The organism is Lelliottia sp. 489, assembly GCF_050435885.1.
GTDB classification, from domain to species: Bacteria; Pseudomonadota; Gammaproteobacteria; order Enterobacterales; family Enterobacteriaceae; genus Enterobacter; species Enterobacter nimipressuralis.
Map to the genome: position 1 here is coordinate 580,175 of NZ_JBNDLC010000002.1, position 25,217 is coordinate 605,391.

Annotated in this window: 25 protein-coding genes; 5 read left to right on the top strand and 20 right to left on the bottom strand. The window is 54.3% G+C overall.

Annotated elements, in window-relative coordinates:
* Nucleotide 1: 1 nt before the first annotated feature.
* The 6 genes from adrA to ABIE11_RS10780 all read right to left on the bottom strand — a co-directional run bounded on the left by adrA (nt 2) and on the right by ABIE11_RS10780 (nt 5,694).
* Entirely contained in the window at nt 2-1,117 is a 1,116-nt protein-coding gene (gene adrA / locus ABIE11_RS10755) for a diguanylate cyclase AdrA (protein ID WP_123429399.1), read from the bottom strand.
* An 89-nt stretch (nt 1,118-1,206) separates the two neighbouring features.
* Nucleotides 1,207-1,527 carry a phosphate starvation-inducible protein PsiF gene (gene psiF, locus ABIE11_RS10760; RefSeq protein ID WP_420171787.1) on the bottom strand — a complete coding sequence of 107 codons (321 nt, stop codon included), beginning with the start codon at nt 1,525-1,527 and terminating at the stop codon, nt 1,207-1,209.
* Between the two features lie 92 nt (nt 1,528-1,619).
* Nucleotides 1,620-3,035, bottom strand: a complete 1,416-nt coding sequence (gene phoA, locus ABIE11_RS10765; RefSeq protein ID WP_123429401.1) for an alkaline phosphatase — start codon at nt 3,033-3,035, stop codon at nt 1,620-1,622.
* A gap of 96 nt (nt 3,036-3,131) precedes the next feature.
* Nucleotides 3,132-3,392 carry an anti-adapter protein IraP gene (gene iraP / locus ABIE11_RS10770; protein ID WP_100777456.1) on the bottom strand — a complete coding sequence of 87 codons (261 nt, stop codon included), beginning with the start codon at nt 3,390-3,392 and terminating at the stop codon, nt 3,132-3,134.
* A 237-nt stretch (nt 3,393-3,629) separates the two neighbouring features.
* Nucleotides 3,630-4,841, bottom strand: coding sequence for a multidrug efflux MFS transporter (locus ABIE11_RS10775; protein WP_429184475.1), 1,212 nt, complete (start codon nt 4,839-4,841; stop codon nt 3,630-3,632).
* A gap of 169 nt (nt 4,842-5,010) precedes the next feature.
* Nucleotides 5,011-5,694, bottom strand: coding sequence for an extensin family protein (locus tag ABIE11_RS10780; RefSeq protein ID WP_100777458.1), 684 nt, complete (start codon nt 5,692-5,694; stop codon nt 5,011-5,013).
* A 108-nt stretch (nt 5,695-5,802) separates the two neighbouring features.
* Between ABIE11_RS10780 and ddlA the strand changes: the two genes are divergently transcribed.
* The gene (gene ddlA / locus ABIE11_RS10785) at nt 5,803-6,903 is read left to right on the top strand and encodes a D-alanine--D-alanine ligase (protein ID WP_429184516.1); all 1,101 of its coding nucleotides are present in this window, start codon (nt 5,803-5,805) and stop codon (nt 6,901-6,903) included.
* Here ddlA and ABIE11_RS10790 read toward each other — a convergent pair.
* A complete protein-coding gene (locus ABIE11_RS10790) occupies nt 6,900-7,136 on the bottom strand; it encodes a DUF2754 domain-containing protein (RefSeq protein ID WP_102104328.1) in 237 nt (78 codons plus the stop codon). The two genes, ddlA and ABIE11_RS10790, sit on opposite strands and share 4 nt — an antisense overlap.
* Nucleotides 7,137-7,385: 249 nt before the next feature.
* On the opposite strand from ABIE11_RS10790, the gene ABIE11_RS10795 reads away from it, so the two are divergent.
* Nucleotides 7,386-7,688, top strand: coding sequence for a DUF2755 family protein (locus tag ABIE11_RS10795; RefSeq protein WP_429184476.1), 303 nt, complete (start codon nt 7,386-7,388; stop codon nt 7,686-7,688).
* Between the two features lie 3 nt (nt 7,689-7,691).
* On the opposite strand, the gene ABIE11_RS10800 is transcribed toward ABIE11_RS10795, so the two are convergent.
* The 3 genes from ABIE11_RS10800 to ABIE11_RS10810 form a co-directional block, all read right to left on the bottom strand.
* Nucleotides 7,692-8,792, bottom strand: coding sequence for a DUF1615 domain-containing protein (locus ABIE11_RS10800; RefSeq protein WP_429184477.1), 1,101 nt, complete (start codon nt 8,790-8,792; stop codon nt 7,692-7,694).
* A gap of 14 nt (nt 8,793-8,806) precedes the next feature.
* Entirely contained in the window at nt 8,807-10,027 is a 1,221-nt protein-coding gene (gene sbmA / locus ABIE11_RS10805) for a peptide antibiotic transporter SbmA (protein ID WP_371974578.1), read from the bottom strand.
* 114 nt (nt 10,028-10,141) lie between these two features.
* A complete protein-coding gene (locus tag ABIE11_RS10810) occupies nt 10,142-10,675 on the bottom strand; it encodes an isochorismatase family protein (protein ID WP_100777463.1) in 534 nt (177 codons plus the stop codon).
* Between the two features lie 204 nt (nt 10,676-10,879).
* Here ABIE11_RS10810 and ampH point away from each other — a divergent pair, with 204 nt between their 5' ends.
* Nucleotides 10,880-12,037, top strand: a complete 1,158-nt coding sequence (gene ampH, locus ABIE11_RS10815; protein WP_429184478.1) for a D-alanyl-D-alanine-carboxypeptidase/endopeptidase AmpH — start codon at nt 10,880-10,882, stop codon at nt 12,035-12,037.
* Between the two features lie 5 nt (nt 12,038-12,042).
* Here ampH and ABIE11_RS10820 read toward each other — a convergent pair whose 3' ends face one another.
* Nucleotides 12,043-12,669: a helix-turn-helix domain-containing protein gene (locus tag ABIE11_RS10820; RefSeq protein WP_102104334.1), complete on the bottom strand. Its 627-nt coding sequence runs from the start codon at nt 12,667-12,669 to the stop codon at nt 12,043-12,045.
* Between the two features lie 94 nt (nt 12,670-12,763).
* On the bottom strand, nt 12,764-15,538 hold the full coding sequence (locus ABIE11_RS10825; RefSeq protein WP_429184479.1) for an autotransporter outer membrane beta-barrel domain-containing protein: 2,775 nt from the start codon (nt 15,536-15,538) through the stop codon (nt 12,764-12,766).
* Between the two features lie 476 nt (nt 15,539-16,014).
* Here ABIE11_RS10825 and hemB point away from each other — a divergent pair, with 476 nt between their 5' ends.
* Both hemB and ABIE11_RS10835 read left to right on the top strand, forming a co-directional pair.
* Nucleotides 16,015-16,989 (top strand): porphobilinogen synthase, encoded by a 975-nt coding sequence (gene hemB, locus ABIE11_RS10830; RefSeq protein WP_100777467.1) that lies wholly within the window; start codon nt 16,015-16,017, stop codon nt 16,987-16,989.
* Nucleotides 16,990-17,119: 130 nt separating this feature from the next.
* Nucleotides 17,120-18,820 (top strand): lysophospholipid acyltransferase family protein, encoded by a 1,701-nt coding sequence (locus tag ABIE11_RS10835; protein WP_429184480.1) that lies wholly within the window; start codon nt 17,120-17,122, stop codon nt 18,818-18,820.
* A gap of 78 nt (nt 18,821-18,898) precedes the next feature.
* On the opposite strand, the gene tauD is transcribed toward ABIE11_RS10835, so the two are convergent.
* The 8 genes from tauD to ABIE11_RS10875 form a co-directional block, all read right to left on the bottom strand.
* A complete protein-coding gene (tauD, locus tag ABIE11_RS10840) occupies nt 18,899-19,750 on the bottom strand; it encodes a taurine dioxygenase (RefSeq protein WP_100777469.1) in 852 nt (283 codons plus the stop codon).
* Nucleotides 19,747-20,574, bottom strand: a complete 828-nt coding sequence (gene tauC, locus ABIE11_RS10845) for a taurine ABC transporter permease TauC (protein ID WP_409256164.1) — start codon at nt 20,572-20,574, stop codon at nt 19,747-19,749. Before tauC ends, tauD begins: the two co-directional genes overlap by 4 nt.
* Nucleotides 20,571-21,338, bottom strand: coding sequence for a taurine ABC transporter ATP-binding subunit (gene tauB, locus ABIE11_RS10850; RefSeq protein ID WP_100777471.1), 768 nt, complete (start codon nt 21,336-21,338; stop codon nt 20,571-20,573). Before tauB ends, tauC begins: the two co-directional genes overlap by 4 nt.
* A gap of 12 nt (nt 21,339-21,350) precedes the next feature.
* Entirely contained in the window at nt 21,351-22,313 is a 963-nt protein-coding gene (tauA, locus tag ABIE11_RS10855; protein ID WP_095280932.1) for a taurine ABC transporter substrate-binding protein, read from the bottom strand.
* A 140-nt stretch (nt 22,314-22,453) separates the two neighbouring features.
* Nucleotides 22,454-23,044: a hypothetical protein gene (locus ABIE11_RS10860; RefSeq protein ID WP_429184481.1), complete on the bottom strand. Its 591-nt coding sequence runs from the start codon at nt 23,042-23,044 to the stop codon at nt 22,454-22,456.
* A 110-nt stretch (nt 23,045-23,154) separates the two neighbouring features.
* Nucleotides 23,155-23,610 (bottom strand): hypothetical protein, encoded by a 456-nt coding sequence (locus ABIE11_RS10865; protein WP_231276382.1) that lies wholly within the window; start codon nt 23,608-23,610, stop codon nt 23,155-23,157.
* Nucleotides 23,603-24,340 (bottom strand): winged helix-turn-helix domain-containing protein, encoded by a 738-nt coding sequence (locus ABIE11_RS10870; protein ID WP_102104339.1) that lies wholly within the window; start codon nt 24,338-24,340, stop codon nt 23,603-23,605. The genes ABIE11_RS10865 and ABIE11_RS10870 overlap by 8 nt, the downstream gene beginning before the upstream one ends.
* A 145-nt stretch (nt 24,341-24,485) precedes the next feature.
* Complete coding sequence (locus ABIE11_RS10875; protein WP_429184482.1) at nt 24,486-25,208, bottom strand: cyclic diguanylate phosphodiesterase; 723 nt, start codon at nt 25,206-25,208, stop codon at nt 24,486-24,488.
* Between the last annotated feature and the right edge of the window lie 9 nt (nt 25,209-25,217).

A 25,217-nucleotide genomic window follows, 5' to 3' on the forward strand; every position in this document is an offset into this window, starting at 1 on the left:
GTCAGGCTGCCACTTCGGTGCGGTTGCGTCCGGCATTTTTCGCTTTGTAGAGCGCCACATCGGCGGCTTTTAACCACTCGCGATAATGGCCAAATTCAGGCGTTAACGTTGCCACGCCAACGCTTATCCGCAGTCGTACCTGCGGCGCGCAGGGTAGCGTTAAGGTTGCCAGCCGCTCATGGACACGCGACATGGCCGCAATGGCACTCTCCGCTGGCGTGCCGCTCATGATCACCGCAAATTCGTCACCACCGAAGCGCCCGATAAGATCCCCGGCGCGCAGCGCTAGTTGCAGCTGTCGGGTGACGGCAATGATCGCCTCATCGCCCACATCATGCCCCCAGGTATCGTTAATACTCTTGAAATGATCAATATCGATGATCAGGATCGCCGCCTCGCGATGGCTGCGCCGACAGGTGTCGTATTCATTGCGCAATAAAATTTCCCAGTGACGTCGGTTAAACACGCCGGTCATACCGTCACGGGTGCTCATCAGCTCCAGGCGGCGCTTGTGCTCTGCCAGACGGATGGCGGTCTGATAGCTGACCCAGGCAAAGTAGATCGGGTAGAGAACCATCGCCGGCAGCGCCAGCCAGAGTTCCTGCGAAGAGAGGGTAAAGGTGGGGGAGACGCCGGTGAGTTTCAGGGTGATCAGGGCCGCAATAATCGTCATGGTTGCACCAGCAGTGAACAATTTAACGCCCCCTGCCCCCATCAGATTCATGCCTATCATTATTGTCAGTGCCGCCGTGGGAAGTACATTCAGCCCCATCAGCCCCATCCAAATTCCCGCCATAATGGCATCGACTTTCAGGTTCTTTATCTCGCTGGCTCGCGGATCGGCGGCGCGGTAAGCCAGCTGCCAGGCGAGATGTGGCCAGACAAACGCCCAGCCCACCAGCACCAGCCACCAGAGGCCAGGCGGAGACTGGGCGACCAGCGCGCCTGCGACAGGGAAAAACATCGCCGCTAACCCGAACATCCGCGGCAGTCTTACCCGCCGGGCAAATCGGATTCCGGAACGATGGTGGTCATCCTGAGAAAGGTTCTGGGGCCACTCTTCTCGCGTGACGTCTTTATTGTAAAAGTTATCGTCATTCATAATTTTTGGGAACATTCTGAAACATTTCCCAAATTATAGAGACGGGTGTTGTGGGGAAAGTATGAAATTTCGGGTGAGCCGCTGGCACCGCTCACCCGTTAGGACTACGCGGATTTCTTCAGGCAGGCGCTCATAAATTTACTGCGGTCTTCCCCTTTCAGAGATTGCTGCGTCGCCAGGCCGTTACATTCGCGCATCTTTTGCTGCTGCGGCGTGAGGCTCTTTTCGCCCGGTTTCGACGAACTGTTTTTCAGGCAATCGCTCATGTACGTTTTACGCGCATCGCCTTTCAGCGTCTGGGCTGTCGCCTGTTGATTACAGGTAGTCATCCGTTGCTGCTGCGGAGTGAGCGTTTTTTCGGCGGCGGACGCCCCAGACATCAGGAGCAGAGAAGAGAGCAGGGTTACAGTAAGAGTCAGTTTCATAACACCATCCTTTTGTGAAGGTTCACAGTAAGTCTGGTTCGTGGCGGGAAAAATACCACCCGACGGAAGGGGATTTCCGCCGGGTGATCGCTTTATTTCAGGCCAAGAGCGGCTTTCATGGTGTAGAACAGATCCGTTTGATCCGTCAGCCCGACCACATTTGCCGCGTGCGGGCCATACGCCGCGATGCGCAGCTGTGTGCCGGTATGTTCCATGGAATCGCCTTCGGAGTTGCCATAGCTCATCACCATTACCGCACCGTCTTTGGTGTTCAGCGCCTGAGTCAGGCCTGGCGCTTTGGTATCAGGTGCCACGATCTGGCTGGCGTGCGCATGGTCAGCGGTCACTACCACGAGGGTGTTGCCATCTTTCTTCGCGAACGCCAGCGCTTTCTGCACGGCTTCATCAAGATCGACGGTTTCGCCAATCTGACCGCACGGATTTGCCGCATGATCCTGTTTATCAATCGACGCGCCTTCAACCTGCAGGAAGAAGCCCTTCTCGCCCTTGCTCAGCAAAGTGATGGCTTTGTCGGTCATCTGCGCAAGCGTCGGAACGCTGTCATCGCGTTTCGGGTTTGGCGTGCAGGTCACCGCCGGTTTGTCGATGTTGCCGTGGTAAGAGGCTTTTGGCCCTTCCCAGCGCACCGGCATGTTGCCGTCCGAGAACAGGCCGAGCAGCGGCTTGTCCTGGCCCGCTTCGGTGATTGCCGCCAGAGAAGCGGCATCGCTCACCAGCTGATAACCACGCGCCTGCGCCTGTTCACGCAGGGTTTTGCCCTGCCACTCCCCGGCCGTCGCGGTTTCCGCGAACGTTTTCGCCCCGCCGCCCAGCGTCACATCGGCGCGGGCATTCAGCAGTTGTTCGGTAATAGAGCCTTTGCCGCCCTTTTCCAGCGCATTGGTCGGGCATTTTTCGCTGGTCACGGACGGGCCGTAGCATTTACGCGACGTCACATGCGCCACCAGCGCCGCAGGCGTTGCATCCTGCAGTTCAGCCGTTGAGACGTTACCTGTCGCAAGGCCAGCCGCCTTCGCCATCTCCAGAATGGTCTGGTGATCTTTTTCGTGAATATCGACGCCCAGCGCGCCGTTATAGGTTTTCACGCCCGTGGTCCACGCCGTGGCGGAGGCCGCCGAGTCGGTCACGTAATCAGGCTTACCGGTTTTTTTATCCAGCGCGTAGTGGGTGTATTGTCCGGTCAACGGCAATGCGTCAATACCTTTAAAAAAGCCACCCGCCCCTTCGGCATAATTTCGCGCGGCGGTGATTTCGGAATCGCCCATCCCATCACCAATCAGCAAAATAATATTTTTAGCCGGTTTATCATTTAGCGATGCACGCAGCGCTTCGGTTTGATCTTCTGACAGACGGCGTGCGCCGCCCGGCTGCGTGATATCTCCCTGAGCCGCGCGATTATCCAGCACCTGGGTATTCGTGGTGTCGGCATAAATGGCAGGGGTAAATAATAAAGGCAGTAATGCGATGAAAAGTGCGCTCTGTTTCACTTTATTTCTCCATGTACAAATACATAAAAATAAACAGAGCGACTATAGGCACAACTTATGACAATGCTATGACAGGTTTTTAGATTCTGTGACAGATTAACTACGAGGATGCCGCAACAGCTTTTTTACGTATTGCTGTAGCATTTCGCTATCCTGAATCGGCACTTGAGAGTCGGGCCTGGCATCCTCCAGCGCGCCCTCAATACTTCGGATCAGCGCCTGCTGATCGGTCTGCGCCATTTGCCGTAAAAGGGCCGTGACGACGATTTCTAACGCTTCAACCTGGGCAACCAGTTCTTTTGACTCTTCTTCCTTTTGGGCAAGCTTAACCAGCAACTCTGCAATGAGATTTTTCATCGTGCTATTTCCTTATCAGGTTTTTGCTGACGGTATCATTACGGTTGATTATTGCAAAGAGGCGAAAAGTATTATCTTTATGAAAAAACACGCTATGTCGCAAATAACGATGATTTATCGTCAGCGAAACGTTTTGCTATTATAAAAACTGATTGCGTGGCAGCAAAATAGTAGAATGCAGGCGCCATTATTTTTGATAACAGCGCCTGTTGTGGGTTAATACATAATATATCTTCTTTACTTCGCGAAATTTGCCATTTTCTGACGGCGACGGCGTAATGCTATCGCGAGCTGGATAACGTTCAGTAACACCACCACTGCCGTAGCGGCAAATACCCAGCGGAATCCGGCCATCGCGGAAACGGTCGCGCCCATTAACGGGCCTGCGACATTCCCCAGATACATAAATGACTGGTTATAACCAAAGATACGTCCGGTGACCTGATCGCTTGAGTATTTCACCAGCAGGGTTTGTACCGCAGGCAGCATCGCCCCATCGGCAAACCCGAGCAGGAAGCGCAGCACGCCGAGCTGGAACGGCGAGGTGACAAAGGACATCGCGAAAAACAGCACCACGGCGATAATCAGGGTCGCCATTAATATCCGCGCCGTACCGATACGATCCCCGAGCTTACCCAGCCGTGGGGCAGAGATCAGCGCGGAAACGCCTGGCACGGCGGCGATCATGCCGCTCAGGAACGCAATATTGTTGCTGTCCGGCGCCATGGATTTGATAAACAGCGCCAGAATCGGGCCGATGGAACCGTTGCAGAGCTGAATCACCAGCGTTGTCACAAAGAGGCTGATCATCAGGCCGGGGTATGGCAGCGTGGCAAAAACCGCTTTACCGCTCAGGCGATCGGCTTTGCTGACCGTCGGGCGCACGCCCTCTTTAATGAGGAACAAGGTCACCAGAAAACTCACCATCAGCAGCATCGCGGTGATGAAAAACACCGCGCGCAAGCCGACGTGGTCAGCCAGAAAACCGCCCATCAGCGGACCGCCAATGACGCCGCTGATTTGCGCGGTCGAGAGTGTGCTGATCGCCCAGCCGCTGCGCTCGCGCGGAACCTGCGACGCCACCAGCGCCATCGCGTTAGGAATATAACCGGACGTCAGCCCCATCAGTCCGCGCAGGAGAAAGAGCTGCCAGACGTTAGTGGCATAGGCCTGCAGCAGGATCGCGATCGCCATCCCCAGCGAGGCGCGCAGGAGCATCAGCTTGCGCCCTTTACGATCCGCAAGGCTGCCCCACATGGGCGAGACAATGGCGGAAACCAGGAAAGTAATACTGAAAGTCAGACCCGACCACATCGACAGCGCTTCGTGGGACGACACGCCGAGCTGGGAGACATACAGCGGCAGGAAGGGCAAAATCTGGCTGATCGCAAGACCGGTGAAAAAACAGCCAAACCAGACCGATATAAGGTTGACTTTCCAGGATTCCATAACAGGCAAACTCTTCATTTTTAGGCGAATTCGCCGACAGATTAGCAAGTTGCATCACATCACGTAGCGCCAGAGGTGCGGCAGCGACAACTTTGGTGTTTTATCTCCCCAGTCATCATATTTGTGAAACAAGTCACAAATCATCCACTTTTTGGTGGTGAATTATGCTTTAACGGCAGAGACCAAAACCGCGCATTCCGAGGTGAAAATGGTTGGCGTGCGCCGCGTTGTACTCCGGCCCAAGCCCGTTACCGTAGTAATCACAGCTGGCGCTCAGCAGCGCGCGCAGCCAGGGCTGTGTTTTGTCGTTGCGCCAGCCGCGCAGCACCGTCACCCGCTCGCCGTCTGCCAGCTGAAACGCGCTGATATCGAGCGCTTCGGCGCTGGCATGTTCGCTGCGACGCGCATCAGGCCGGTTATAGATATTGCGACAGGCAAAGCTGCCGAGATGCTCCACGCGCGTCAACGGGCTGCCCATCATCGTCTGAGTGAGCGGCCGGGCCTTTTGATGGATAAACAGCGCGGAACTCAGGGCCAGCGGGCAACTGGCGATAAAGCTGCTGCTCAGGGAGACCGGGCCGAAACTGCGCACCCGCACGACGCCGTTGAGCGGGCACTCTCCGGCACTGTCCGCCAGCGCCTGGGTCTGGATGAGCTGTTTTTGATTGGCCTGCTCCAGCAGACTGACACAGGCTTCGGGCGTCAGGCGACGCAGCTTGAACTGGCTGATTTTCCCCGGCGGATCGTCGAGCGAAAGCGGAGTAAACGGGTTGTAATACGACGGCAGCCAGCGATAGCCCATCACCGCCGCGCCCACCACAATCAGACAGACCAGCACACTTTTCCCTCGCACAATCCCTCCTCGTGAATAGCTCAAAACATTATGGCAGAAGGCGGCGAAACCCACAGAACATCGTGGTATGTTATGGCCTTTGATGAGTCAGACTGGAAGAAAGTGAAGATGGCGAAGCAGCGGGTAGGAATTGTTTTTGGGGGAAAATCGGCAGAACACGAAGTGTCGCTGCAGTCGGCCAAAAATATCGTTGATGCGATTGATAAGAGCCGTTTTGATGTCGTACTGCTGGGTATTGATAAGCAGGGCCAGTGGCACGTAAACGATGCCAGTCAGTATCTGCTGAACGCAGACGATCCGGCGCATATCGCGCTGAATCCATCAGAGATCAGCGTTGCCACCGTCCCAGGCGTCGTGCAGGGCCAGCTGATTAACGCGGGGAATGCGCAAGCGCTGTCGCAGATTGACGTGGTTTTCCCGATTGTACACGGCACCCTGGGCGAAGACGGTTCCCTGCAAGGAATGTTGCGTATGGCGAACCTGCCGTTCGTCGGCTCCGATGTCCTTGGCTCTGCGGCTTGCATGGATAAAGACGTGACCAAACGCCTGCTGCGTGACGCCGGGCTGAACATCGCGCCGTTTGTGACGCTCACGCGCGCCAATCGCCAGCACTACACCTTTGCCCAAATCACTTATCAGCTCGGCCTGCCGCTCTTCGTAAAACCGGCGAACCAGGGCTCTTCCGTTGGCGTCAGCAAAGTGACCAGCGAAGCGCAGTTCACCGAAGCCGTGCGTCTGGCGTTTGAATTTGACCACAAAGTGGTGGTTGAGCAAGGGATTAAAGGCCGCGAGATCGAGTGCGCGGTACTGGGTAATGATTTCCCGCAAGCCAGCACCTGTGGCGAAGTGGTGCTGAACAGTGATTTCTACTCCTACGACACCAAATACATCGATGATAAAGGGGCGCAGGTAGTGGTCCCGGCGGTGCTGGATCCGGAAATCAATGACAAGATCCGCGCGATCGCGATTGAAGCCTATCAGGCACTCGGCTGCGGCGGAATGGCGCGCGTTGACGTGTTCCTCACGGCAGAGAATGACGTGATCATCAATGAAATCAATACGCTGCCAGGGTTTACCAATATCAGCATGTACCCGAAACTGTGGCAGGCGAGCGGTATCAGTTATCCGGACTTGATCACCCGTCTGATCGAACTGGCGCTGGAGCGTCATGCCGCTGACAGCGCCCTGAAAAGCTCCGTAAACGGTTAATCCGCTTTTTCGGCGCTCTCGACCGTTTCCGTCGTCGGCTCTTCAGGTCGACGGCGGATTATAAAGCCTGCCAGCCAGAAACTGATCACCCAGGTCACCAGCCCTACCGCATAGGTTTGCCAGCCTTTCGCTTCAAATCCCAGCAGCCCAACGACACCGTTAAGAATAAAAATCAGGCCAATCGCAAAGGCGTAATAATGCCAGTCACGGCGTAGTTTGGCAGACAGCTTCATGGCAACTCCGGCAGAATAAAAAGATATCCTCTCACAGTTTTCTCATGCGGTCTGTGGCGGATGCGGAAAATCTTAAATGCGTCGCAATTTAACTTAAGTCAGCAAAATGTGATGTAAGACATAAATTGCTAAACCAGGAGCATTCCCTGGCCCAAATTACCACGATTCTGATATTGACAAATGCTATGACCTGTCAGACTCACCTTGTATGACTGGCACATTGCCAGAATGAAATAGGGGGAGGTTTTTATGGCAGACTTTACACTGGCGAAGCCGATTTTTGGTGGCAAAAAACCGAGAACCTCCACGTCCGGCAACATCGCCTATGCCCTGTTTGTGCTGTTCTGTTTCTGGGCGGGGTCACAGCTTCTGAATATGCTGGTGCATGCACCGGGCGTTTATGAACACCTGATGCAGGTCCAGGACACAGGCCGACCGCATGTCGAAATTGGTTTTGGTGTCAGCACCATCTTTGGATTGATTCCGTTCCTCGCAGGCTGTGCCATCCTTGGTGTGATAGCCCTGGTGCTGCGCTGGCGCCGTCATCACTGACGTTTAGTTCAGTGACATACAGCGAGCCCGACGATCGTCGACGCGTTTCGCGAACCACGCCGTGGTGAGATTGCGCGTGATCTTCGGGCTTTCAAGCTGAATGCCCGGCAAGACTTCCCTCGGCAACGCGTTGCCACTCTTCTGCTCCGCCAGCTTAAACACCTGCTGATAAAGTTCCGTTTTCTCAAATGCCAGGCTGTCCCCTTTCTCCAGCTGACGGCGGATCTCGCTATTGCTCATGTCCAGTTTGATCGCCAGTTTGCGCACCGCCTGCTCGGTAGTACCCGCTTCGCTGCTGCCGTAAGCAATCAGATCGCCATCCAGTGCCAGCTTCGCCCCCGTCGCGCGGTTTACCGCATTCTGGAAAGCGGCGTTACGGCTGGCATACCAGCCCGCGTTGAAATCAGCAAAACGATACAGCGGCGCACTGTAGTTGGCGGGATAATTCAGGAGATGGTAAGTGCCGAACCACAGCCCTCCGCGCAGCGAAAACACCTCCTGGCGCACCGTGCCGTCGATTTCCCACGGATAGCCGCGGGTATGTTTCTCGGCAAAGTCGATGCTGACCTGCATCGGGCCGCCCGTGTGCACCGGATTCAGCGAGCCAAACAGCTTCTGCCCCATCGGCACCATATCGATAAAATCATCGAAAATGGCGCTCAGCTGTTTCTCGGTTTTAACCGTATCCAGCCGCTCGCTGTAGCTTTTGCCGTTAGGCGAGGTGATTTTGAGCGCCGTGTGGACGAGGAACACCGGGATGTGCATTTTTTCTGCCCGGCGGTCTATCTCCTTCCAGGCAATTTTGTTAAGCCCAGGCACCGCCGGATCGGACTGGTACATGGACTCTTGCTGCGCCACCGCCAGCACCGAGCAGATATTCTCCTCGGTCGGGGCAATCTTCTGGCTGTCGAAGGTTTTCGCCAGCACGATTGCCCAGTCGTCGCGATCCTTGACGCTGGCGGGCATCTTCTGACGCACCACGCTTGCCACATCAACAGGCTTTTCACCCTTTTTCAGCGGCGCGGCACCTTTGTCGGCGCATCCGGCCAGCACGAGAGCGGCCAGCAGTGATAAGGGTAACGCGCGTCGTACGGCAAATGGCATAGCAACTCCCTGTTTTAACCTAATGTGTTGGTCACTTCCTGCAAGTTCTGGTCGTCCAGCTCGCGTTCGAAACTGCGCAGACGCTTATAGATCGACATCAGCTCAACCAGCGTAGTCCATGAAGCAATCAAATACTGGAAAGAACCGCGAACCTGACCGAAAACGTTGTTGATCTGTGTCATCAGACCGAGCGTAATCGTACCTGCGACAATCGACGGGAACAGCAGGAACAAACCGAAAACGCTATCAACCTGCAAATATAAGATGCGGGCGATGTTGAAATACATGTAGTGGAAATAGAGGCGGAAGTAGTTGCGACGCACCGCGCCAAACAGCTCGCGAACGGTCGGCGGTGAGGCGCGTTCGGGGTCATCTTCCCCGTAGACCAGCTCTTTACGGTAGGCAGCTTCCACGCGCTGGTTTTTGAACTCCAGCCCCGGCAGTTTTATCCCCACCGCCGCCAGCAGCCCTGTCCCCATCAGCGACCAGACGATGGCAGCAATCACCAGGCCATAAGGCAGATGGCCGACAATCGGCAGCTCCGGAACGTGCGCGGAGAGCTTGACGAGCACCGGCAGAAACGCGATGAGGGTCATAATGGCGTTGATAAAGCTCACGCCCATATCTTCCAGCGTGGAGGCGAAACGCATCGTATCTTCCTGCACACGCTGCGCGGCACCCTCAATATGACGCAGCTGCTGCCAGTGCGCCATATAGTGTTCGTTCATCGCGGTACGCCAGCGAAAGACGTAGTGGCTGACGAAGAAGTTATTCATGACACCGATAATGACGGCGATTAGCGCGATGCCGAGGAAAATCCCGACTTCATGATAGAACTGATTGATGGTGACCTTGTGCGGGGAACTGAGCGCGGTCTGAATCAGATCGTAAAACGGCGCATACCAGGCGTTGACCGCAACGCCGACCTCCACCAAAAACCAGGTAACAAAGATGATTAGCGCTGTGCCGAGAATCGACCAATACTGCCAGCGATGCGGCGCATAGCTGAACCAGAACAGGGCAAACAGCCCTACGCACAGCGCATAGTAGGCGTAAAACAGCAGATAGCTGAGGGACCAGAAGCGCGCCGCGCTGATAGGCACATCGCCCGTTGCGCCGGTTATGCGCTCAATCCACGCACCGCCGCCCGCCTGCCAGAAAATGACGGCGATCAGCGCCCAAATAAACGCCGAGAGAAAAAAGGGTCCCGGCTTTGGGAAAAAAGACTTAAACATGGTGCTTCCTTCTTGTTGTTATGGCGTTGCTGTGTTCAACAAAATACCACACGAAAAACCCGCCACGCGCCGCTCACCGGCGCGTGCAGAAAAAATAGACCTGTGGTTTATAGGTTAGTTCGCCTGCCACCCGGCAAGAATTGTTTCGGTGAGTTTCACGGTGGGCGCATTACCCGGTGCGCTAAGGGTGCCCCAGACCTCGTTATAGTGCTTAATCAGCACCTGCGCCTCGGCCGCCGGGCGATGTGCGGTGGTATGCGCATCTTCCGCCACCGTGATGTGATAGCCGCGGCTTACGCCATTTTTGAGGGTGGTGTCCACACAGTAGTCGGTTGCACACCCGCAGATGACAAACTGTTGAATACCGTGTTCTGTTAACAATGCTTCGAGCTGAGTGCGATAGAACGCATCGCAGGCGGTTTTAGTGACATAAAACGCCCCCGCTGGCTGATGCAGTTCAGGCAGCAACGCAAAACCTTCGCTCCCCTCCTCCAGTCCACCCGCTTCGATGTGCTGAATAAATATCACCGTATCGGCGGCGTGTGTAAGCTGATTGATTCGCGAAACGCATTGTTCGCGTTGAATACGAGGCGTCGCAAACACGCCCTGCTGCATATCGACCACCATCACCACACGTTTTTCAGCCATCACCGTCTCCGAAGAATTGAGTCATACCAGCCCCTATGATAAGCCCGATGTCACAAAACAGGAGACTGATTGCAACGAAATTGTTCTTATTTACCCGTGGTTACGTTTTTCCCGCTATCGTTATGCAATTCGGCCCTTTGCACCGCGCCGTTTAGTAGTATAAATACGCATTACTTCTTTCATTCACTTCATGGATGCTTTTCGTTGAAACGTTGTCTGCTTTCCTTCGCCGCGCTGTGTGCGGTGAGCCTAACGTCTGTCCAGGCTGCCCAGCCGCTGACGGCACCTGTTTTCGCTTCTGATATCGCGGACCGCTACGCCAATCTTATTTATTACGGCAGTGGCGCAACGGGTATGGCGCTGGTCGTGATTGATGGCAATCAGCGTGTGTTTCGCAGTTTTGGTGAAACGCGTCCTGGCAGCAATGTCCGTCCACAGCTTGATTCGGTCATTCGCATTGCCTCTTTGACCAAGCTAATGACCAGCGAAATGCTGGTGAAGCTGCTCGATCAGGGCGTGGTCAAACTCAACGATCCCTTAAGCAAATACGCACCACCTGGGTCGCGCGTGCCTTCTTATCAAGGGACATCGATTACGCTGGTGAATCTGGCGACGCACACCAGCGCCCTGCCGCGTGAACAGCCCGGCGGCGCGGCGCATCGCCCTGTTTTCGTCTGGCCGACGCGCGAACAGCGCTGGACCTACCTGACAAACGCCACGCTGAAATCCGCGCCTGGTGCTCAGGCCGCCTATTCGAATCTGGCGTTCGATCTGCTGGCCGATGCGCTGGCGACGGCATCGGGAAAACCTTATACCCAGCTGTTTGAAGAGCAGATCACACGGCCCTTAGGGATGAAAGACACCACCTTTACGCCGTCTCCCGATCAGTGCAAGCGCCTGATGGTGGCGGAGAAAGGGGCAAGCCCGTGTAATAACACCCTGGCAGCGATTGGCAGCGGCGGAGTTTACTCCACGCCCGGGGATATGATGCGCTGGATGCAGCAGTTCCTCTCGTCCGATTTCTACGCCCGCAGCAATCAGGCCGATCGCATGCAGACCCTGATTTATAAACGCAATCAGCTTCATCGCGTGATTGGGATGGATGTCCCGGGCAAAGCCGATGCGCTGGGCATGGGCTGGGTCTATATGGCTCCAAAAGATGGACGTCCGGGTATTATTCAAAAAACGGGCGGCGGCGGCGGATTCATCACCTATATGGCGATGATTCCGCAGTCAAATGTCGGTGCGTTCGTGGTGGTCACCCGCTCGCCAAATACCCGGTTTATCAATATGAGTGATGGGATCAATAATCTGGTGGCCGAACTGAGCGGAAATAAAGCCCAGGTTGTTCCCGCATCCTGATCGAATTAATATTCCGCGGGCAAACGGTTTATGCTAACCAGTTTGCCCCGGTTCATATTAATATAATTACCCTGGCGTAAAGCCGACAACACCTCCGCCACAACGGAACGCGAAATACGCGTACTGCGCTGAATATGATTCATCACACCAATTTTAGAACGCAGTGTTTCATCCCATTCCGCCATATCCAGTAGCATGGCACGAATCTGGCTGTAGGAGTTATTTCCGACCAGCTGCATATCCCGCTTTTCTAATATTCGGTTTATCCATGACAGCCAGCAAAATGCGTCATGCCAAAGATGAGATTGCTGAATAAGTTGACGGGCAGTGGCGGCCGGAAGATAAAAACCGCTGCAGGATGAGTGTGCCACCATCGTATATTCCTGCTGATGTTCCATCATTCCCGCCGTGAGGCCAAGAATGAAAGGGGTCGTCACTATTCCGAGGAGAAGATCGTCGGGCCGACGATGGATTGCCACTATTCCCGTCTGTATGACAAAGGTATGTTGTTCTTTATCGAAGCATTCATGGTAAATAATATTATGCGCAGAGGCTTTAAAGGGTGTGCTCTCGGCTTTCAGACATTGCTCGAGCCGTTTAAATTCAGAAAGGGGTTTCGCATCAGGATTCATACAGACCTCAAGCTATCCTTACTTATCGGTGCTGTTTCATTATTGTCGTTATAGTAAAAAACGCGGGGAGAGGAACCTCCCCGCGATTCAGGCATTACCAGGTGTATTTCACACCCAGGTTTGCGCCCCAGTTTTGGTCAACATCACCGCCACCGAGGTAATTAGCTTCCGTATAGGTGCTGAAGTTTTTGGTGAAGCTGAACTGAGTGCCCAGGCCAACACGCACAGCAGACCCTTTCACGCCGTTGTCGATGCTGTCGCCGTTGATATCCGCATCGTTGCTTGCATCGTCATAAACGTATGCCAACGTGAAGTGCGGAGTCAGTGCCTGCTCGCCACCGTAGTTGAAGGTATAGCCCGCATCGATACCTGCTTCATAACGCATGCTGTCGTAGGACTGACCGTCCATACGCATGTCGTTGCTCAGCTGATAATCGTCGCCAGACTGGAACAGCCCAGACACAGCGGCGTACGGCGTGACATAACCAGAAGTATTTGGTTTCCAGTCATAGCCCAGTTTCAGACCGAAGCCCCAGGCATCCGTGGTGGTGTTACCGTCCACATACTGGCCGTTGCTCATGGTTGCAGAGAGATCGTTATTGAAGCGGGTATAGCTCAGTGAGCTATCAATAAAGACGTTGTTAGCAAAGTACGCGGATGAGTAGATCATCGCCGTCTGGCTATCCTGATCAACCTGACCAGAATGATCGCTCACGTCGCCTTTCGCGAAGCCTGCTGCACCACCCAGGATCCATTTGGCGTTATTGCCGTCAATCTGCGTGTCCAGACCGACCATTACGCCGTTAACATCCTGATCGTAGCTGATTTCGCCGTTATCGCCGTCGAAGTTGCCACCGAAGTAGCTCACCCACGCGCCGCCTTTGTCTGCCAGGCCATGACGGCTGTTGGTCAGACGGTTACCCACGGCATCCTGCTCCAGGTTCCAGATATTGGTGTTTGCAGAAGGAATGCTGAGCGCCATGTTAGCGTAGTCAGTCAGCTCTTCCTGATGCAGCACCACGCTGTCGCCCTGCTGCTGCGCCTGGTAGGTATAAGCGCCCAGATCGGCTTTGTTGGCTGCGGTGAAGGTTGCCTGTGTGTCTGCATTGTTGTCATAGACGCGAATGACTTCATTGCCTTTATAGTCAGCAATGGAACCTGCACCCGTCGCATTGTCGATACGCACTTTGTAGTTACCTGCGGCTTCGCCGTTCACCGCCAGGTGACCGTCGGAGTTCAGCGCAACCACGCCGTAGTCGTAATCGGCTTTGCTCTTATCGTTGGTAACGTAACGAGCGTTGTTCAGGTCGGAATTCAACACGTAGTCACGGCTCGCCACGTTCAGCACACCGCCATCCGTCAGCACCATGTTGTGCGTATCAACCTGACCCAGACCAAGCGCCAGTTCCGCACCGTTATCCACGGTAATGGTGTTGGCATACAGCTCAGCGGTCTCTTCCGTCAGCGCAGCCTGGCTGTAGCTATCGAGATAGAGACTGTTTGTTGCCACGCCGCCGCTATCGCCAATATTCAGTGATGAGCCGTTGGTGAGGGTGATGCTGTCAGCCAGCAGCCCAGAGTTTTCAACATTGACCTGTGACTGGTTTTTCACCGCCAGCGTGTCGATATTGGAGAGCTTACGCGTGTCCCACTCAGACGCATTGTCCAGAGTGATGTTAAACAGGCCGCTCTGATAAACCTCTTCACCGGCGACATGGGAATTAGTATCGAAGGTAGAATCTGGCCAGATGCTATTTGGTGACAGCGTGGTCCAGTCAACGCCGGTATAACCCAGACCGTACATCTGTGCAGTACCGATAGCTTCAACGCTGGACTGTGCTGCCCCGACCCACTTACTGCCGTTGGTTAAGGTCACATCCAGTTTATCGGTGCCATCCCAGCCGTTGGTGGTTGGGTTATAGACGCCATCGTCTGTCGTATCCGTCGCCGGATCGCCGTTTTCGAAGAAGTTGTTATCGAAGGTGCTGGAGAACAGGATGTCGCCTGTAACGGTGGAGTGATCAAACGTCGCGGTAGTCTGCATGGCGTTGTCTGCACCGCTTGATGCAACGATCAGCGCTGCATCGTCCGCCGCTGTGGCATTGGTTTCGCCATAGTCACTCGGCTTCGCACTTTGGCCATAAAAACCGTTGGTCCCCAGATCGCTGTAAGCACCGGAAGTCAGTACGGAATCTTTGACCACCAGCGTATCCGTAAAGACATGGTTGCTATTGGCTACACCTTCAACGTCATCATAAGGCGTATTATCAACCTGCTGATAACCCTGAGTCAGGGTAATACCCGCAACGTGGGAGTTATTCTGGATAACGATATCGGATTCAGTGTCCAGCGTAATGGCATTACCCGAGGCATAGGTATCGAGATAATGGGTTTCGGTTTTATCACCATTCACAACGTCATAAGCATAATGCTCATAGGTATCATTGATGGTGGAATTATCTACCGTCAGGCTGAAACGATCGTACTGAGAATGTATCGTACCGTCCGCATCTAATCCCTCTGCGCAGGTGTCAGACTTGCACTCAGAGGTGATCATTCCATTGATGGTGCTGTTTGAAATGCTCAGCGCATTGGCACGACCACCCACACCATCGTCCAGATAGTACGTGGAAATAACGCCATTCACGGTGGATTTATTGATGACCGGATAAATATCGCCATCGTGGCTGGCGTCTGAATATCCCCAGTCTGCATACCCATCAAACCAGGGGGTAGAGACCGTGTTGTCATAGCCGAAGGTATTATATGTTGTACCGGAAATGTCCTTAGCATTAGCCTGAGAAGCGATAGCCAGCGTGCAGGCTAATGCAATTTGAGATACGGCGAGTTTCTTTTTCCATGTTTGCATTGAGTCAATCCCTCCTCAGGGACGTAAGCAAGTTTGTCCGTAAAAACACAAGTGCAACTAAATATCGTGCGGTGGGAATTATGCGACCTCACTTCAAAAAGGTTCAATGAATGATTCCATTAAGTCCGTATCCAGACAAATAACAAAAAGAGTTCTGCAGATATAAATAAGAAATTATCAAAACGTCATAAACACAATGAATTACACGCATTTTCACCCATATTAATTAATATATTTACGCCCAATGAAATATGTCAGGAAAATAGGAATGACAGCACTAAGAAATATCATGAATAAATTAAAGGCTTTGCTGAGTTTACTTTCAAATAGAGAATAACCGGATGCCCTTGCTCTGCTGGCAACATTTTTCCCTGCACTTCTCACCGCTTTTCTAACAAAACCACCACTTTCGTAAAACAGCGAACGGTCATTTCAGGTACAATATGCGCTATTGTTCTACAGACATCAGGCATCCCATGACCGATTTAATTGCACGTCCCCGTCGCCTGCGCAAATCCCCCGCGCTGCGCGCTATGTTTGAAGAGACAACACTCAGTTTGAACGATCTGGTGTTGCCGATTTTTGTTGAAGAAGAGATCGATGACTACAAAGCCATCGACGCCATGCCGGGCGTTATGCGCATTCCGGAGAAACACCTGGCGCGTGAAATTGAGCGCATTGCCAACGCGGGCATCCGCTCGGTGATGACCTTCGGGATCTCGCACCACACGGACGCCACCGGCAGCGATGCGCTGAAGGAAAACGGTCTTGTGGCGCGCATGTCACGTATCTGCAAAGAGGCCGTGCCGGAAATGATCGTCATGTCCGACACCTGTTTCTGCGAATACACCTCTCACGGCCACTGCGGTGTGCTGTGCGATCACGGTGTGGATAACGATGCCACCCTGATTAACCTCGGCAAACAGGCCGTCGTTGCTGCCGCAGCCGGCGCGGATTTCATTGCGCCTTCAGCGGCAATGGACGGTCAGGTGCAGGCGATTCGCCAGGCGCTGGACGCGGCTGGATTCACCGATACCGCGATCATGTCCTACTCCACCAAATTCGCCTCATCGTTCTACGGCCCATTCCGCGAAGCGGCTGGCACTGCGCTGAAGGGCGATCGCAAAACCTATCAGATGAACCCACTCAACCGCCGCGAAGCGATCCGCGAGTCCCTGCTGGACGAAGCCCAGGGTGCCGATTGCCTGATGGTCAAACCCGCCGGGGCTTACCTGGATATCCTGCGCGACATCCGCGAGCGTACCGAGCTGCCGCTGGGTGCCTACCAGGTGAGCGGCGAATACGCGATGATCAAATTTGCCGCGCAAGCGGGCGCGATCGATGAAGAGAAAGTGATCCTCGAAAGCCTGGGCGCGATCAAACGCGCGGGTGCGGATCTGATCTTCAGCTACTTCGCGCTGGATCTGGCCGAGAAGAAAATCCTGCGTTAATTCGCCCATGTGCCGGGTGGCGGCTTCGCCCTGCCCGGCCTGTTCCTGTCCCTACGAAACTTCATCAAACTGCCATACAAACGACATCGGGTGCTTCTACTGTCTCGGCAAGACGACAGGAGAAACCATCATGTTCAGTCTCGATAGCGTTCTTGACGATCTCTGGCCTCAGGCGAAGCCCGCCCCCTGGCAAAAAAGCCTGTTAAAAAAGCTGTTCTACGAAGACGAGTTCCAGCAGTTCGCCGCCCGACACCGCCACCTGAAAGGGCTGGATATGGTGGAGCAGATTCTGGAACATCTGGATATTCTCTGCACTCTCTGCGCACGCGACCTCGAACAGATCCCCGAATACGGCCCGCTGATTATTGTTGCCAATCACCCTACCGGCACGCTGGATGGTCTGGCGCTGCTGTATGCGGTTTCCCGCGTACGTCGCGATGTGAAAGTGGTCACCAACCGAATGCTGACGCACCTCGCCCCCCTCAGCTCGCTGTTTATCCCGGTGGACAACATGGGTGGCAAAACGGCGAAATCGTCGCTAGTGCAGATGGAAAACCACCTGCAAAACGCAGGCGTGCTGATCTTTTTCCCGGCAGGCGAAGTCTCACGCCCGACCCGCAAGGGTATCCGCGATAAAAAGTGGCATTCTGGCTTCATCAAACTGGCCAGCAAACTGCGCGCGCCGCTGCTGCCCGTTCATATTCAGGCACATAACAGTTTGCTGTTTTATGCCTCCACGCTGGTCTCACCGACATTTTCGCTGCTGCTGTTAATGCAGCAGATGTTCCGCCGCCGCCACAGCACCTTACCGATAAAAATCGGCCAGCAGATTGCCTGGAGCCACTGGTTCAGTTCAACCCTTTCACCCCGTGACATGGCCGAGCAATGCCGCCAGCACGTGATGCGTCTTGGCAAGGGATTGCCGGGGAGGTTCAAAACCCAGTGCGCTATCGCCCGCCCGGAAGAGCGGGCCACGTTAAAACGCGAGCTGGCGCTGGCTGAATGCCTCGGTAAAACCGCCGATGGCAAAGGGATTTATCTCTGGCAACGCAACGGACAAGAAGATGCGCCCCTGCTGCGCGAACTGGGGCGTTTACGTGAGATCGCTTTTCGCGCCGTGGACGAGGGCAGCGGTAAGCGTCGCGACACCGACAGCTACGACGATGATTATCTGCATCTGATCCTGTGGGATGACGAAGAGCTGGAAATTGTCGGCGCCTACCGCTTTATCCCCACCGCAAAACAGCTTGCGCATCGCGGGCTGGAGGGTCTGTACAGCTACAGCCTGTTTCACTACGACGACAAAATGCGGGACGTGCTGGAGCACGGCATCGAGCTTGGCCGCAGCTTTATTCAGCCGCGCTACTGGGGCCGCCGTGGACTGGACTACCTGTGGTCAGGGATTGGCGCTTATCTGGCGCGTTACCCGCAATATCGCTATCTGTTCGGCCCGGTGTCCATCTCCGGTGGGCTGCCTCCTGCCGCGCGGGATCTGCTGGTGGCGTTTTACCGTCTGTGGTTCCCGGCCAGTCACCCGCTTGCCGCCTCCCGCCAGCCCTACCCGGCATCATTGCCTGATGTACTGGCGCAGTTTGGTGGCGTGAATTACGTCGAGGATTTAACAAAGCTCAAGTCGCTGCTCGGGAATCTGGGCTGCGGTATTCCCCCGCTCTACAAACAGTATTCCGAACTGTGCGAGCCAGGCGGCGTGCAGTTTATCGATTTCGGCAGCGATCCGGCGTTCAACAACTGTGTGGATGGGCTGGTGCTGGTGGATTTATGCTATCTGAAGGCGAACCGGTATCAGCGGTATATTGAGGCCCATCTTTAACGCTTTTGCCGGGTGGCGGCCTCCCCCTACCCGGCCTGTAAAACGCAGGGCGGGAAAGCGTTGCGCCACCCGATACCATTACGACGCGCGATAAAACGGCTTATCGCCCAATATCGTCGCCCGCTGCATTATCCTGCGCTGCGGCAGATAATCGGCATTGGCGTAATGCTGCGTCACGCGGTTATCCCAGATCGCCAGATCGTTTTGCTGCCAGCGCCAGCGCACCTGGAACTCCGGCTTCGTCACATGTGCAAACAGGAACCCTAACAGCGCCTCGCTCTCTTTCTCGCTCAGATCCACAATTCGGGTGGTAAAGCCTTCGTTCACAAACAGCGCCTGCTTGCCCGTGACCGGATGCGTGCGCACCACCGGATGCAGCAGCGGCGGGTGTTTCGCGACCGCCTCCTGCCAGCGCTGGTGCTCTTCTTCCGTTTTGCGGTACTTATATTCCTGGAACGATTTCTTGAAATCGTGCTCCGCCCGCAAACCGCTCAGCAGCTGTTTCAGCGGCGCCGACAGCGCCTCAAAGGCGGCAATCCCGCTGGTCCATAAAGTATCGCCTCCGGTTTCCGGCAGCAGCTTGGCCGCCAGAATCGCCCCGGCGGGCGGCGTTTCGATAAACGTGACGTCTGTGTGCCAGTTGTCGTTATCCGGCGGATTATCGTTATGGGTATCCAGCACGATAATTTCCTCCACCCCTTCCGCGTGCGGATAGACCGGGTGAATATGGAGATCGCCAAAACGGAGTGCCAGGGCGCGTTGCTGCTGCGGCGTCACCGCCTGCTCGCGCAGAAAGACCACCTGATGGCGCAGTACCGCGTGGTACAACTGCTCAAACTGGTTATCACTCAGGGGGCGCGTCACGTCGAGGCCCGAAATCTGCGCGCCGATATAGGGTCCCAGCGGGGTAATGGTCAGACGTTCACTCATTGTATCTCTCCATGCCAGGGCGTCAGACGACGCTGTAACGCGCGCAGCCCCAGTTCTAAACTAAAGGCAATCACGGCAATCACCGCGATCCCTGCCAGCACCACATCCGTCGCCAGAAATTCGCCTGCCGACTGCACCATAAAACCAAGCCCGCGCGTTGCGGCAATCAGCTCTGCCGCCACCAGCGTCGACCAGCCCACGCCTAAACCAATGCGCAAGCCGGTTAAAATCTCCGGCAGCGCGCCGGGTAAAATCACAAACCACAGCACCTGTGCGCGACGGGCTCCCAGAGACTGCGCCGCGCGGATCCGCACCTGCTGGGCGCTCTTCACCCCCGCCAGCGCCGACATGGCGACGGGGGCAAAAATGGCCAGATAGATCAGAAGGATCTTTGAGGTCTCACCGATACCAAACCAGATCACCATCAGCGGCAGATAGGCCAGCGGCGGCACCGGCCGATAAAGCTCAATCAGCGGATCGAGGATCCCACGCACGGTCGGGCTTAGCCCCATCGCAATCCCCACCGGAATACCGACGATCACCGCCGCCAGCAACGCCACCAGAATGCGCCCCAGGCTCGCCGCAAGATGCTGCCATAAGGTCGCATCCATAAAGCCTTGCGGACCGGCGATGGAGACCAATTTCGTCAACACCTGACCCGGCGGGGGCAGAAACAGCGGGCTAACCCACTGCTGCGCCGCCACCGCCCACCATATCGCCAGCAACACCAGCAAGGTGCCTGCGCTCAGGGTGATCTGACGTGAAAACGGCCAGCGGAGGGTGAAACGTTTTCCGGCCCGTTTTTCGCTAAAAACAATGCTCATGAGAACGCCTCCCGCTGCTCAAATACACGGCTCAACACGTATTCGCGCTGAGCAATAAAGTGCGGATCGGATTTGATGCTGCGCACCGGTTCCCCTGCCACGTAGCGGCGGGCAAAGTCCAGCGGCAGGCGCTCCAGCACGCGGCCCGGTCCCGGTGACAGCAGCACCAGTTCGGTGGCCATAAACACCGCCTCTTCGATATCATGCGTAATCAGCAGCACCTGCTTACCCGTTTCGTGCCACAGGCGCAGCAGCAGGGTTTGCATCTGCTCGCGGGTGAAAGCATCCAGCGCGCCAAAAGGCTCATCCAACAGCAACAGTTGCGGATTGGCTGCCAGCGCACGGGCAATACCGACTCGCTGACGTTGTCCGCCCGAGAGCTGCCAGATAAAGCGTTTTTCCGCCCCTTCCAGCCCCACTTTTTTCAGCATCTGGCGCGCCGTCTCAAGACGCCCGGCACGCTCGATTCCCGCTAATTGCAGACCGAAGGCCACGTTCTCCTGCACGTTGCGCCAGGGCAGAAGCCCTTCGCTCTGAAAGACCACGCCGCGCTCGGCGCCGGGGCCTTCCACACGTTTACCTTCCAGGTGAATGGTGCCGTGCTGATACGGAACAAACCCGGCGATCAGATTGAGCAGCGTGGTTTTCCCGCAGCCGGAGGGCCCAAGCACCACCAGAAGCTCACCGCTATCCAGCGTCAGATTGATATCGTCCAGCGCAGGTTTCCCGCCGTAGCTGGCGGACAGGTTTGTAATTTGCAGCATCACGGCCTCCCGTTACTTCACAAAACGATCGGTCACGAACTGGCTGTAATCCGCCGCTACCGCAGGCACTTTGCCCTGCTCTTTCAGGAACCCGGCGGTATCGACAATCGCTTTATTCACTGGTCCCGAAAGCTGCTGTACCTGTTGCGCAGGCGTCAGATAGGTGTTGCCCTTCACCAGCCCCGGCACATCGGACTCAGGCACCCCGCTCAGGCGCGAGAGTTTTTCCAGATTGGCAGGCTGTTTCAGCCACTCATCCGGATTTTCGATATAGGGCTGTTGGGCGTCGATGGCACTTTTGGCGAAGGCTTTCACCACCTCAGGATGTTTCTCGGCGAAATCCTTGCGCACCACCCAAACGTCCAGGGTCGGCGCGCCCCACTGACCCACTTTTTCCGAGTCGGTCAGCACGGTACCGTCTTTTTCCAGTTCGTTGACTGCCGGTGCCCAGACATAGGCCCCGTCAATATCCCCGCGCTGCCAGGCGGCGATAATTGCCGGCGGCTGCAGGTTCAGAATCTGCACCTGACCCGGCTTGATCCCCCAGTGTTTCAGGGCCGCCAGCAGGCTGTAGTGGGTGGTTGAGATAAACGGCACCGCAATGCGTTTACCGATCAGATCTTCGGGCTTCGTGATATTTTTCTTCACCACCAGCGCTTCGGAATTGCCGAGCTGCGAGGCCAAAAGAAACACTTCAATCGGCACCTGCTGGCTCGCCGCCACGGCGAGCGGGCTTGAGCCGAGATTACCGATCTGCACATCGCCCGACGCCAGCGCCCGCACGATGCTCGCGCCGCTGTCGAACTTGCGCCAGTCGACTTTTGCCCCGCTCTCTTTGGCGAAGGTGTTGTCCGCCTGCGCGACTTTCGCCGGTTCAGCGGAAGTTTGATACGCGACGGTCACATCGACCGCCTGCGCCTGAAATGCCCACAGCGCCAGTGCGCCGAGTAATGTGATACGCGATGAAATTGCCATAATGTCTGCTCCCCTCTCTTGTTATGGGAGCAGTATTTCTGGCGCGGGAATTTTGATAAAGGAATAAAAAAGAATCTGTAATTCCTAACAGTTTTTAGATAAAGAAGTGCAAAGCAAAGTGAAAAAAGAGATAACTCACCTCAGCCGCGCAGCCAGGTGTTGGGCAGAATATACTGCCGGGTTAGCAGGTCATGACGAAACACATACTGGCAAACGCTATAGAAGTGTTTGGCATTCAATCGATGGCTCATTTTGTCGCGCAATTTATAGACCTGTTTTTGCGAGCAGTTCAGCATTTCGGCGATCTCCCCAATACACACCCCGGCCAGTAAACTCGTGATGAGGGTTCTCTCAAGCTCATTAATTTCAACGTAAATCTTACGCTGCCATTTATCAGACGAAAACGTTTCCAGTTCAGTCAGGATGTCCAATGCCACTTTCTCGCAGGAGGATCGCATGTCGACGGCCCGATGCCGTCTGAGTGTCGGCGACGCCTGACAGGTTTCATTCTCCATTTGCAGGACTAATGCCTTGGTTTTATCGAATGTGGCAGACAGCCATAAATAAGCGTTTTCCAGAAAACGTAACGGGACCCGACTATCAATTAATACTGCACATTCACGCGCGTGTTCTTTCGCAGAAGTAAGCTCCTGCCAATGACGAAGCGGCAGGAATTGCTTAATTCCATCGTACAAATAGTTATCTTTTGTTATTAAAACAATTGAAGACATTCAATTACACCATCAAGCTATTCAGTAAAAAAAGCACAGGGGAACGCTGACCCTTTATATTTAAAGGGTCAGAACAGGCAATTATCAACGAAAACTACGTAGAGACAGAGTTATTCCGTTTCAGAGCACACCAATACGGTTCGCCGTAAATCACTAATACTCCAGATTTCGTTGTGTAATTTCCTTACTTTAAAGAAAAAGACTTTTTGCGCCGACGTTAATTTTTGAGACAGAACCTCAGGCAGCGTTTCGGAACTATTTTTATCAATTCCCTCGCGCTGGAATTCAACAAAAGCATGGTTACTGTCATCGGAATAACGTAGCCGCACATAACGGTCGACGATGTAGCGTTGATCACCGTAATTCACCACGCCATACTCGGTAATATAACTGCGAGCATCGGGAACAAAATGGACCGCGAGATGAATTCTGGCATCCAGTTTTTGTTCGCCATCATCCATATTCAGATTGATATCGGCGGTACAATCGAGATCGCTTTCGCTCTGCGGCACATAGAGCAGCGCACCTACAAACAACAGGATAAGAACAGCGACGAGACTAATCACCTTTAGTCGTGACGAAGTTTTTACATTCACCCAGCGCCCCTTTCACATCCAGCGTGCATTTTGCGACAATGATTTCGAGAAGATCCGTTTTTTCATGGAGCTTGCTGTCATCGTAATAAATGTTATGTGGCGTAGCGCATTTCTGTAATAACGTTGCCCCCTTGCCATCCGCGAAATAGCGCTCGACACGATTCACGTTGACGCCGTTGAAATAGTATATTTTGCACTCATTCACTTGTTTATAAAAAATGACCTCATCTCGTTTTCCAAAAAAATTAAAATACAGCGCCACCACCACGGCAATAATCATGGAAAGTGTGGCGGCTGCGCCTATCAGCCAGCTCTTATTGACACCCGGCTCGTTATCTGGCTGGGAGATGGCCTGCATCACCATATAGTCACGTGATTTCTCATTGAATTGCAGATCGTCAATCATCAGCGTAAACCCCTGCTTGGGGATTGTTTTCAGCACATCATGAATATCGAATTCTGAAAAAATTTTACGCAGTATGCTGACATTATTGTTCAGACTATTGCTCGAAGGCGTCAATCCAAAATCTCCCCATACCTTCTGCAAGAGGTTCTCTCGCGTCATGAGCTTATTATTATTCTCCAACAACACCAGTAAAAGCCGACACGCCGGATTGGAAAGCAAATGCTGATCTTTATCATCCGATATCGTCCTCTCTGCCACCTTAAAAGAGACTTTTTTGTTTATTATAAAATGCATAGCACTGTCACCAGCTCCAATATTAATCCACACTTTTTATGGCGATAATGCCAATAACCATTTTAGCGTATATGAATAGGGGTGACAAAATACCTGAAATTCAGTCAAACAAATAAACCACATTTTTTTGATGGAAATATACCATTCAGGCCGCAAGATATTGTTGTAATTGCGCTTTACTCAATGCATTTGAAAATAGATAACCCTGTTGGATCTGAATCCCCATTTCACAAAGCGCCTGAGATTGTCCTGGTGTCTCCACGCCTTCGGCAATGAGTGCGAGATTTTGTGACTGCGCAAGTCCGGCAATCAGGGAAATAATCGTCGCGGAGCACTTTCCTTGCGATAATCCCTCGACAAATAAACGGTCGATTTTTAATCCATCGACATTGAATTGCTCAATACAATTCAGATTCGCACAACCGGTTCCAAAATCGTCAAAATAGACCGCAACGTCCGCAAGCTGTAATTTCAGAATAGTCCCCGCCACTTCCGGTGTATTTGCCAGGGGCCGCGCTTCGGTCACTTCCACGACCAGCCGATATTTCTCCAGCGGCAGCGCGGCAAGAAACGAAAGGGTGTCGAAAACAAAGCCCGGTTTTTCGACCTGTGCAGGGCTTGCGTTAAATGACAGATGTAATCCCTCCGGCAGCAGCGCATCCAGCTCGTTAATATCGTCGGCCACCTGGCGCAGCAGGTGCTGGGTCATTTCCGACAGCAGCCCATTTTCTTCAAAGGCGCTGATCAGCGCCACGGGCGTTACGTCCACATCGGCGAGAGCCCAGCGCATGAGCACTTCCAGCCCGTGAAGAGTCTGAGTACGGGCATCAATCACCGGCTGATAATAAGGGACGATCTCCCCCATCATCAGGGCGCA

Excerpts from the sequence above, each read along its gene's own strand:
- adrA (WP_123429399.1), bottom strand. The coding sequence starts at position 1,117 with ATGTTCCCAAAAATTATGAATGACGATAACTTTTACAATAAAGACGTC.
- psiF (WP_420171787.1), bottom strand. The coding sequence starts at position 1,527 with ATGAAACTGACTCTTACTGTAACCCTGCTCTCTTCTCTGCTCCTGATG.
- iraP (WP_100777456.1), bottom strand. The coding sequence starts at position 3,392 with ATGAAAAATCTCATTGCAGAGTTGCTGGTTAAGCTTGCCCAAAAGGAA.
- ABIE11_RS10775 (WP_429184475.1), bottom strand. The coding sequence starts at position 4,841 with ATGGAATCCTGGAAAGTCAACCTTATATCGGTCTGGTTTGGCTGTTTT.
- ddlA (WP_429184516.1), top strand. The coding sequence starts at position 5,803 with ATGGCGAAGCAGCGGGTAGGAATTGTTTTTGGGGGAAAATCGGCAGAA.
- ABIE11_RS10790 (WP_102104328.1), bottom strand. The coding sequence starts at position 7,136 with ATGAAGCTGTCTGCCAAACTACGCCGTGACTGGCATTATTACGCCTTT.
- ABIE11_RS10795 (WP_429184476.1), top strand. The coding sequence starts at position 7,386 with ATGGCAGACTTTACACTGGCGAAGCCGATTTTTGGTGGCAAAAAACCG.
- ABIE11_RS10800 (WP_429184477.1), bottom strand. The coding sequence starts at position 8,792 with ATGCCATTTGCCGTACGACGCGCGTTACCCTTATCACTGCTGGCCGCT.
- sbmA (WP_371974578.1), bottom strand. The coding sequence starts at position 10,027 with ATGTTTAAGTCTTTTTTCCCAAAGCCGGGACCCTTTTTTCTCTCGGCG.
- ABIE11_RS10810 (WP_100777463.1), bottom strand. The coding sequence starts at position 10,675 with ATGGCTGAAAAACGTGTGGTGATGGTGGTCGATATGCAGCAGGGCGTG.
- ABIE11_RS10820 (WP_102104334.1), bottom strand. The coding sequence starts at position 12,669 with ATGAATCCTGATGCGAAACCCCTTTCTGAATTTAAACGGCTCGAGCAA.
- ABIE11_RS10825 (WP_429184479.1), bottom strand. The coding sequence starts at position 15,538 with ATGCAAACATGGAAAAAGAAACTCGCCGTATCTCAAATTGCATTAGCC.
- hemB (WP_100777467.1), top strand. The coding sequence starts at position 16,015 with ATGACCGATTTAATTGCACGTCCCCGTCGCCTGCGCAAATCCCCCGCG.
- ABIE11_RS10835 (WP_429184480.1), top strand. The coding sequence starts at position 17,120 with ATGTTCAGTCTCGATAGCGTTCTTGACGATCTCTGGCCTCAGGCGAAG.
- tauD (WP_100777469.1), bottom strand. The coding sequence starts at position 19,750 with ATGAGTGAACGTCTGACCATTACCCCGCTGGGACCCTATATCGGCGCG.
- tauC (WP_409256164.1), bottom strand. The coding sequence starts at position 20,574 with ATGAGCATTGTTTTTAGCGAAAAACGGGCCGGAAAACGTTTCACCCTC.
- tauB (WP_100777471.1), bottom strand. The coding sequence starts at position 21,338 with ATGCTGCAAATTACAAACCTGTCCGCCAGCTACGGCGGGAAACCTGCG.
- tauA (WP_095280932.1), bottom strand. The coding sequence starts at position 22,313 with ATGGCAATTTCATCGCGTATCACATTACTCGGCGCACTGGCGCTGTGG.
- ABIE11_RS10860 (WP_429184481.1), bottom strand. The coding sequence starts at position 23,044 with ATGTCTTCAATTGTTTTAATAACAAAAGATAACTATTTGTACGATGGA.
- ABIE11_RS10870 (WP_102104339.1), bottom strand. The coding sequence starts at position 24,340 with ATGCATTTTATAATAAACAAAAAAGTCTCTTTTAAGGTGGCAGAGAGG.
- ABIE11_RS10875 (WP_429184482.1), bottom strand. The coding sequence starts at position 25,208 with ATGATGGGGGAGATCGTCCCTTATTATCAGCCGGTGATTGATGCCCGT.